General features: G+C 74.6%; 7 protein-coding genes. 3 read left to right on the top strand and 4 right to left on the bottom strand.

Translation table 11 applies throughout. The features are described from left to right. Positions 1 to 62: 62 nt before the first annotated feature. The 4 genes from ACFU6K_RS21995 to ACFU6K_RS21980 all read right to left on the bottom strand — a co-directional run bounded on the left by ACFU6K_RS21995 (position 63) and on the right by ACFU6K_RS21980 (position 5,346). Positions 63 to 1,223 (bottom strand): ROK family protein, encoded by a 1,161-nt coding sequence (locus tag ACFU6K_RS21995; RefSeq protein ID WP_380665488.1) that lies wholly within the window; start codon positions 1,221 to 1,223, stop codon positions 63 to 65. A 75-nt stretch (positions 1,224 to 1,298) separates the two neighbouring features. Beyond that, positions 1,299 to 1,886: a GtrA family protein gene (locus ACFU6K_RS21990; protein ID WP_380665486.1), complete on the bottom strand. Its 588-nt coding sequence runs from the start codon at positions 1,884 to 1,886 to the stop codon at positions 1,299 to 1,301. Between the two features lie 121 nt (positions 1,887 to 2,007). Then, positions 2,008 to 4,407 (bottom strand): endopeptidase La, encoded by a 2,400-nt coding sequence (gene lon / locus ACFU6K_RS21985; protein WP_380665484.1) that lies wholly within the window; start codon positions 4,405 to 4,407, stop codon positions 2,008 to 2,010. Between the two features lie 228 nt (positions 4,408 to 4,635). Continuing rightward, on the bottom strand, positions 4,636 to 5,346 hold the full coding sequence (locus ACFU6K_RS21980) for a rhomboid-like protein (protein WP_380665482.1): 711 nt from the start codon (positions 5,344 to 5,346) through the stop codon (positions 4,636 to 4,638). Positions 5,347 to 5,964: 618 nt separating this feature from the next. Between ACFU6K_RS21980 and ACFU6K_RS21975 the strand changes: the two genes are divergently transcribed. The 3 genes from ACFU6K_RS21975 to ACFU6K_RS21965 all read left to right on the top strand — a co-directional run. After that, a complete protein-coding gene (locus ACFU6K_RS21975; protein WP_181970677.1) occupies positions 5,965 to 6,702 on the top strand; it encodes a response regulator transcription factor in 738 nt (245 codons plus the stop codon). A gap of 94 nt (positions 6,703 to 6,796) precedes the next feature. Next, positions 6,797 to 7,984 carry a sensor histidine kinase gene (locus ACFU6K_RS21970; protein ID WP_380665480.1) on the top strand — a complete coding sequence of 396 codons (1,188 nt, stop codon included), beginning with the start codon at positions 6,797 to 6,799 and terminating at the stop codon, positions 7,982 to 7,984. 233 nt (positions 7,985 to 8,217) lie between these two features. Beyond that, positions 8,218 to 8,476 (top strand): hypothetical protein (locus ACFU6K_RS21965; protein ID WP_380665477.1); only part of this gene is annotated, 259 nt, incomplete at its 3' end.

Below are 8,476 nucleotides of genomic sequence, written 5' to 3'. Positions count from 1 at the left end.
CCACGGCCGGGGGCTCGGGCGCGTTCGCCCCCGGGTCCGGCGGCCCGTCGTCGGGTCCGCCGCTACCCGACCGGGCCCGGGTCGGCCACGACGGCCCGGACGACCCGGACCGCCGCGCCCAGCAGCGGGCCCCGGCGGCCCAGCCGGGAGACCGTCAGCCGCTCCTCCGACCAGGGCCGCACCGCCACCCGGGCGGCCAGCTCGGCCCGCATCGCGGGCAGCAGCCAGGGCGCCAGCCGGGCGTAGCCGCCGCCCAGCACCACCTCGGCCGGGTCCAGCAGGTTGACCGCGCCGGCGGCCGCGGTGCCGAGCGCCGCACCGGCCCCGGCCAGCGCCGCGAGGGCGGCCGGGTCCCCGGCCCCGGCGCGGTCGGCGAGCAGGGCCACCCAGTCGCCGCGGGCCCCGGTCAGGCCGGCCGCCCGCAGCACCGCCGCCTCGCCCGCGTACTGCTCCAGGCAGCCGTGCGCCCCGCAGGCGCAGCGGGGCCCGTCGGGGTGGACCGGCACGTGCCCGAACTCGCCGGCGAAGCCGCCCGCCCCGCGCAGCAGCCGGCCGCCGACCACGATCGCCGCGCCGACCCCGGCCTCGGCGGAGACGTACAGGAAGTCCTCCGGGCCCTCGCCCAGCCAGCGCTCGGCCAGTCCGCCGAGGTTGGCCTCGTTGTCCGCCTCGATCGGCAGGTCGGCCAGGCCGGCCCCGGCCGTCCGCAGCGCCGGGCGCAGCGCGGCGGCCAGCGGGACGTCCTGCCAGCCCAGGTTGGCGGCCCGCTGGAGCATCCCGCCGGAGCCGCCGACCAGCCCGGGCACGGCCAGGGTGAGGGCGGCCGGGCGCAGCCCCGACTCGGCGACGGCCTCGTGCAGCAGGTCGGCGAGCTCGGCCATCACGGCGGCGGGCTCGCGGCCGTGGTTGGAGACCTCCCGGCGCCGCCAGGCGCGGACCTCCCCGCGCAGGTCGACCACGCAGGCGCCCAGGTGCCGCACGCCGATCTCGGCGCCGAGGCCGCCGGGCCCGGCCGGGTTGAGGCCGAGGGCGGTGCCGGGGCGGCCGACCTTGCCGCTGGGCGCGGCGGGGCCCTCCTCGACCACCAGGCCGGCGGCGATCAGCTGTTCGGCCAGCGAGGAGACGGCGGCCCTGGTCAGCCCCGTCCCGGCGGCCACCTCGGCGCGCGAGCGCGGCCCGCTCGCGATCGTCCCGAGCACCAGGGCCAGGTTGGCCCGGCGCATCCCCTGCTGGCTGGCGGGCCCGGTCCGGGCGGGGTCGGACTCGTGCACAAGGCTCACCTCGCCCCTTTTACGTCCTTACGGCACATCCCGTGGCATCTCGGGTGCAGCGTAGCCGGGTTCCGGGGGCACCGTCGTCGGCGCCGTCGTCGGCACCGGGACGGGCCCGGCCGGGGCCGTCCCGGTCGGCGGGAAGACCCACCGCCGCATCGCCCAGTAGCGGAACAGCATCGCCACGAAGGTGCCGACGACCATCCCGCTGAGGAAGTCCGCGACCTCCTGCCGGAGGGGGCCGACGTACGGCTCGCGCAGGTCCAGGAGGTACCGGGAGACCGCCAGCGGTACGTCGTTGACGGCGATCGCCACCACGCTGACCAGGACGAACAGCAGCACCTCGCGCCGCCGGCCGCCGGCCCGCAGGGCCCGGAAGGCCCAGCGGCGGTTCAGCACGTACGAGACGACGGTGCCGATCACCGTCGCGACGGTCAGCGCGACCACCGGCTTGTGCTCCAGCACGGTGAACTTGAGCTCGAAGTCGATCACCGTGGTGAGCGCGAAGCAGCCGCTCCCGACCAGCAGGAACTTCACCAGCCGGCGGTGCCGCACCAGGAGGGGGCGCAGCCGGTCGGGCACCCGCGCCAGGGCGCGCTGCGTGGGGGACGGCATCTCCGCAGTCTCGCACGCGGGGATGCCGTCGGCCCTGCGGACCGCCGCGCCCTGACCGTGGCCCGGACCGCCGCCCGGGCGGCCCGGAGCGGCGGTCGGGGCGAGCGGTCCGGGCGAGCCGTCAGGCGGCCACCAGCACCGTGGCCCCGGCCGGCTCCAGCGCCAGCTCCAGCACCTCCCGCACGTCCGCCACCGGGTGGACGGTCAGCCGCTCCAGCACCTCGGCCGGGACGTCGTCCAGGTCGGCCTCGTTGCGCCTGGGGATGATCACCGTGGTGACCCCGGCCCGGTCGGCGGCGAGCAGCTTCTGCTTCACCCCGCCGATCGGCAGCACCCGCCCGGTCAGCGACACCTCGCCGGTCATCGCCACGTCGGTGCGCACCTTGCGCCCGGAGAGCAGCGAGGCCAGCGCCGTGGTCATGGTGATGCCGGCGCTCGGCCCGTCCTTGGGGATGGCCCCGGCCGGGATGTGCAGGTGCACGCCGCGGTCGCGCAGCGAGGTGACCGGCAGCTCCAGCTCGGCGCCGCGCGAGCGCAGGTAGGAGAGCGCGATGTGCGCGGACTCCTTCATCACGTCGCCCAGCTGCCCGGTGAGGGTCAGCCCGGTGCCGCCGGTCTCGGCGTCGGCCAGCGAGGCCTCGATGTAGAGGACGTCGCCGCCGGCGCCGGTCACCGCGAGGCCGGTGGCCACGCCGGGGACGGCGGTACGGCGCTCGGCCGGCTCCTGGGCGGACTCCGGCACGTGGTGCGGCCGGCCGATCAGGGCGCGCAGGTCCTGGGCGCCGACCGCGGCGGGCAGTTCGCGCTCACCCAGCTCGGCCTGTGCGGCGATCTTGCGGAGCACCCGGGCGATCGAGCGCTCCAGGGTGCGGACGCCCGCCTCCCGGGTGTACTCCCCGGCGAGCCGGCGCAGCGCCGGCTCGTCCACGGTGACCTGCCCGCCGCCCAGACCGGCCTTCTCCAGCTGGCGCGGGAGCAGGTGGTCGCGGGCGATGACGACCTTCTCGTCCTCGGTGTAGCCGTCCAGCCGGACCAGCTCCATCCGGTCGAGCAGCGGCCCGGGGATGGACTCCAGCACGTTGGCGGTGGCGAGGAAGACGACGTCGGAGAGGTCGAGCTCGACCTCCAGGTAATGGTCCCGGAAGGTGTGGTTCTGCGCCGGGTCCAGCACCTCCAGCAGGGCGGCGGCCGGGTCGCCCCGGTAGTCGGAGCCGACCTTGTCGATCTCGTCGAGCAGGACGACCGGGTTCATCGAGCCGGCCTCCTTGATCGCCCGCACCAGCCGGCCGGGCAGCGCGCCGACGTAGGTGCGCCGGTGGCCGCGGATCTCCGCCTCGTCCCGGACGCCGCCGAGCGCGACCCGGACGAACTTCCGGCCCATGGCGCGGGCCACCGATTCTCCGAGCGAGGTCTTTCCGGTGCCGGGCGGGCCCACCAGGGCCAGCACCGCTCCCCCGCGGCGGCCGCCGATCAGCCCGAGCCCCTGGTCGGCCCGGCGCTTGCGGACGGCCAGGTACTCGACGATCCGCTCCTTCACGTCGGCCAGGCCGGCGTGGTCGGCGTCCAGCACGGCGCGGGCGCCGGCGATGTCGTACGCGTCCTCGGTGCGCTCGTTCCAGGGCAGCTCCAGGACGGTGTCCAGCCAGGTGCGGATCCAGGAGCCCTCGGGCGACTGGTCGGAGGAGCGCTCCAGCTTGTCGACCTCCTTGAGCGCGGCCTCGCGGACCTTCTCCGGCAGGTCGGCGGCCTCGACCCGGGCGCGGTAGTCGCCCTCCTCGTCGGCCGGGTCGCCGTTCAGCTCGGCCAGCTCCTTGCGGACGGCCTCCAGCTGGCGGCGGAGCAGGAACTCCTTCTGCTGCTTGGCCACGCCCTCCTCGACGTCCTTGCGGATGGTGTCGTTGACCTCCTCCTCGGCGAGGTGGTCGCGCAGCAGGGCGAGCGCGTACTCCAGGCGGGCGACCTGGTCGGCCTCCAGCAGCACCTTGAGCTTCTGCTCGGCGGTGGCGAAGGGCGCGTAGCCGATGTTGTCGGCGAGCTCGCCGACGCCCTCGATCTGCGCCACCCGGTCGACGATCTGCCAGGCGCCGCGCCTGCGCAGCCACTGGGTGGACAGCGCCTTGTACTCCTTGACCAGCTCGGCGGCCCGGCCGGCCACCGGGGTGCCCACCGAGGACTCCGTGAACGGCGTGGTCTCCACCCAGAGGGCGGCGCCGGGGCCGGTGGTGCCGACCCCGATCCGGACCCGGCGCACGGCGCGCACCAGCGCGGCCGGCTCCCCGTCGGCCAGCCGGCCGACCTGCTCCACGGTGGCCAGCGTGCCGGCCGCCGCGTACGAGCCGTCCACCCGCGGGACCAGCAGGACCTGCGGCTTGCCGGCGCCGGTGGCGGCGGCCCGGGCGGCCTCGACGGCGGCGCGCACCTCGGTGTCCTTCAGGTCCAGCGGGACGACCATGCCCGGCAGGACGACCTCGTCGTCGAGCGGCAGCACGGGCAGGGTGAGCGGTGTGGACGTCGATGCCATGATCTCTCCCCAGTCAGTGAACTTGAGTCGACCTGACTAAGGCTTCGCGGGCGCCGGATGTTCCCGACCCCCTGTTCGCCGTGAGCGAACAGGAATCGGTGCGGGAGGCGCGGCACCCGGCTCCGTCAAAAGAGCACCGGGCGCGCCTCGAAGAGTCCCGACGGGGAGCCCCGCGAGCCCCGGAGGACCCGACCGGGCGACGGCGTCAACCCGCCGGAGGCACAGGCGTCAACGCGCCGGACGCACCCGCGCGGGCGCACCGCCCGCGGCCGTCGCGGCGGCCGGGCGCGGCCGGGGCGGGCGCCGCTCGGCCCGGCGCAGCCAGCGCCACAGCGCGACCCCGGTCAGCACCGCGGCCGGGTGCCCCACCCCGGTGATCACGTCCTTGTCGGTGGCGATCTGCTCGGCGATCATCAGCCCGGCGCCGCCCAGCGCGAGCAGCCGCCCGCGCCAGGAGAGCAGCCCGGCCACCGCGCCCAGGCAGGCGAGCACGCCGTAGCTGACCCCGATGTCCAGGTAGTCCATCGCCTCGGGCGCCATCCGCCCGGTCTCCACCGCGGTGATCACCACCCCCTGGGAGAGCAGCGTCGCCGCGACATGCCCGGCCGCGAACACCGCCGCGGCCCGGGCCGGACCGACCCTGCGCTCCAGCGGCGCGAGGGTGAGGGCGAATCCCCACAGGTACGGCATCCACACCTCGCCGGCCACCCAGAACCCGCTCAGCACAAGGGCGCGCAAAGGATGCTGGAGCAGGTTGTGGCCGTCCGAGCTGGAGGCCTCCTGCAAACGCTGGACGAGTTCCGGATCGGCGAGCCGGGCGAAGGTCGTGGTGGCTCCCACGACGGCGAGGTATCCGAGCGTGAAGGGCGTTCTCCGGGGCGTCGGCACCCGTTCCAGCAGCCATTCCAGGACGCCGGCGCGCAGCCCGAGGCGGAGCATTCCGTACGGCGCCCCCGCACTCCCGCACCCGTCGGCACCCCGCCCGAGCCCCGCCATGCCGCCTCCGCTCCACGCCGCAGCCACCGGCTCCCCGCCGGATGCCCAACGTACCGGCGCGCGCTGCGGATTCCGCCCGGCCGGGCGTCGTCGCGGCCACGGTACGTCGAGGTTCTGAGAGGCACCTGGGAAAAGCCCGTGAAGACCGTCGCCGTAGCGGACCGCCGGATTCCCGACATTGGTCCAGACCTTCTCCCCATAAACGGGGCACCAGGGCCTCTGACCGGCGACTTGGCGTCAACTGCACTGCATACGTACCGTTACGCAGAGAAAATTCGACGGGTAAGGTATCGGCCCGTGCCCACTCGTGCAGTGGGTCCGAGGGCGGCCCGACAGCCGGCCCACGGGCCGGAAACGTCCGGTCCACCTGCCGGGAAGCATCCGCTGTCCGTACGCTGCGAAGTGCGCGGGAGAAGTGGGCGGCCGACCATCCGTCCTCGGCTCCCGATCGCGCGACGGGACGGCGGACCCGGCACAGTCCACGACGGAACAAGACTACGAGCGGAGCCCCGCCATCCCCACAGGTGGCCGGCCCGCAGCCCTGGGGGCGGTGGCGTGACCGTGACAGAGATCCAGCAGGACAACCACAACGCCGGTGGCACTGTGAGCAGCCAGCGCAGAGTCCTGGTGGTGGAGGACGAGCCCACGATCGCCGAGTCGATCGCCGCCCGGCTGGGCGCCGAGGGCTTCAAGGTCGCCGTGGCCCACGACGGCCCCGGCGCGGTCGACGGGTTCCACACCTGGCAGCCGGACCTGGTGGTCCTCGACATCATGCTGCCCGGCTTCGACGGCCTGGAGGTGTGCCGCCGGATCCAGGCCCAGCGCCCGGTGCCGGTGCTGATGCTGACCGCCCGCGACGACGAGACGGACCTGCTGGTCGGCCTCGGCGTCGGCGCGGACGACTACATGACCAAGCCGTTCTCGATGCGCGAACTGGCCGCCCGCGTCAACGTCCTGCTGCGCCGCGTCGAGCGCGCCCAGCAGGCCGCCCGCACGCCCGCGCTGGGCAGCCTGCGGTTCGGCGAGCTGGAGATCGACCACGTGCAGCGCCGGGTCCGGCTGGCCTCGGGCGACGTCCACCTGACGCCGACCGAGTTCGACCTGCTCGCCTGCCTGGCCGCCCAGCCGCGCGCCGTGCTCACCCGCGAGCAGCTGCTGGCCGAGGTCTGGGACTGGACCGACGCCTCCGGCACCCGCACGGTGGACAGCCACGTCAAGGCACTGCGCCGGAAGATCGGCGCCAGCTGGATCCGCACCGTCCACGGTGTCGGGTACGCGCTGGAGGCCCCGCTCTCCTAGGGCCCTCCTCGGGCGACGGGCCACCGGGGGGCCCGCAGCCCGGACGACGCCGTGCCACCACGCGGACCGACACCGCGGGGACCACAAGGAACCAATGACCTTTCCACAGCAACGCAACGGGGAATCCGACGACACGCGGCCGCAGAACCTGGCCGCCCGTGCCGCCCGCCGGGTCTGGGCCGACATCCGGCCGCTCGACCCGGTCCGCTCGATCAAGGGCAAGCTCACCCTGCTCGTGATCGTCTCCGTGTGCCTGGCCACCGGGATGGTGGTCGTGGCGATCCGGTCCGAGACCCAGATCCGGATCATCATGGTCTTCTCCATGATCGCCTCACTGCTCTTCATGCAGTTCCTCGCGCACGGGCTGACCGCCCCCCTGCGCGAGATGACGGCCGCCGCCCGCGCGATGGCCTCCGGCGACTACAGCCGCCGGGTCGAGGTGAACTCGCGCGACGAGATCGGCGAGCTGGCGGCCGCCTTCAACGCCATGGCCGCCGACCTCCAGGCCGCCGACCGGCACCGCCGCGAGCTGGTCGCCAACGTCTCGCACGAACTGCGCACACCGATCGCCGCGCTGCGCGCCGTCCTGGAGAACGTGGTGGACGGCGTGGTCCAGCCCAATCCGGCCACCCTGGGGGCGGCCCTGGAGCAGACCGAGCGGCTCGGCCGCCTGGTCACCCACCTGCTCGACCTCTCCAAGATCGACGACGGCGTGGTCGCCCTGGACGCCCGCCCCTTCGAGGTGCGCGAGTTCCTGGACGGCGTGCTGCGCGGGGTCACCGTGGACGGCGCGACGGCCGGCGGCGCCTTCTCCCGGCGCGGGGACGTCCGGCTGGCCCTGGAGGTCAGCCCGACCGGCCTGACCGGCGTGGCGGACCCGGAACGGCTCCACCAGGTGGTCGCCAACCTGGTCGACAACGCCTGCAAGCACTCCCCGCCCGGCGGCACCGTGACGGTGCGGGCGAGGCCGGAGGGCGAGGAGGGCGGCCTGCTGCTGGAGGTCGAGGACGAGGGCCCCGGCATCCCGCCGGCCGACCGCTCCCGGGTCTTCGAGCGGTTCAGCCGCAGCGGCACCGCGACCGCCGCCGGGCCGGGCTCGGACGGCGGCACCGGACTGGGCCTGGCCATCGCCCGCTGGGCGGTGGACCTGCACGGCGGACGGATCGCGGTGGCCGAGTCCCCGCGCGGCTGCCGGATCGAGGTCCGGCTGCCCGGACGGCGTCAGGGCGACGGTCGGGACATTTGTCACAGATCCGACACAGCGGTCTACGAAGATCGTTAGAGGATTTGGCCGGGTTTTTGTCCGCTTTGGCCCCGGTATGCCCCCTGTTCGGCGCCGATCGGTTCCCCTCAGATACGGCTTTCTAACGCACTTTTTCAGCCAAAGTGCAGGTCAGCACTGTGATCTGGGCGACGCCTGGGCCCCGGGGACTGCGCGATCACTGGTCAGGGGCGTAGCCTTAATCCCCGCTGTCCAAACATCCCAAAAGGAAGCGGAAGAGGGCGGTTGCCGCCGTGTCGCCACAGTCCCCTGAAACCCCCAACAGCTCGGCAAGCTCCACTGGCTTCGGCCCCAATGAGTGGCTCGTCGACGAGATCTACCAGCAGTACCTCCAGGACCCGAACTCGGTCGACCGAGCCTGGTGGGACTTTTTCGCCGACTACAAGCCCGGTACCGAGGTGACCCCAGTGACCCAGGCCGCGACCCAGGCCGGCCCCGCGCCGACCCCTGCCGCTGCCCCCGCGCCCGCCGTCGCAGCCGCTGCTCCGGCCC

The sequence above is a fragment of the Kitasatospora sp. NPDC057512 genome, assembly GCF_042802135.1.
In the GTDB taxonomy this organism is placed as follows: Bacteria; Actinomycetota; Actinomycetes; order Streptomycetales; family Streptomycetaceae; genus Kitasatospora.
This window is presented reverse-complemented; position numbering and strand designations above follow the sequence as displayed.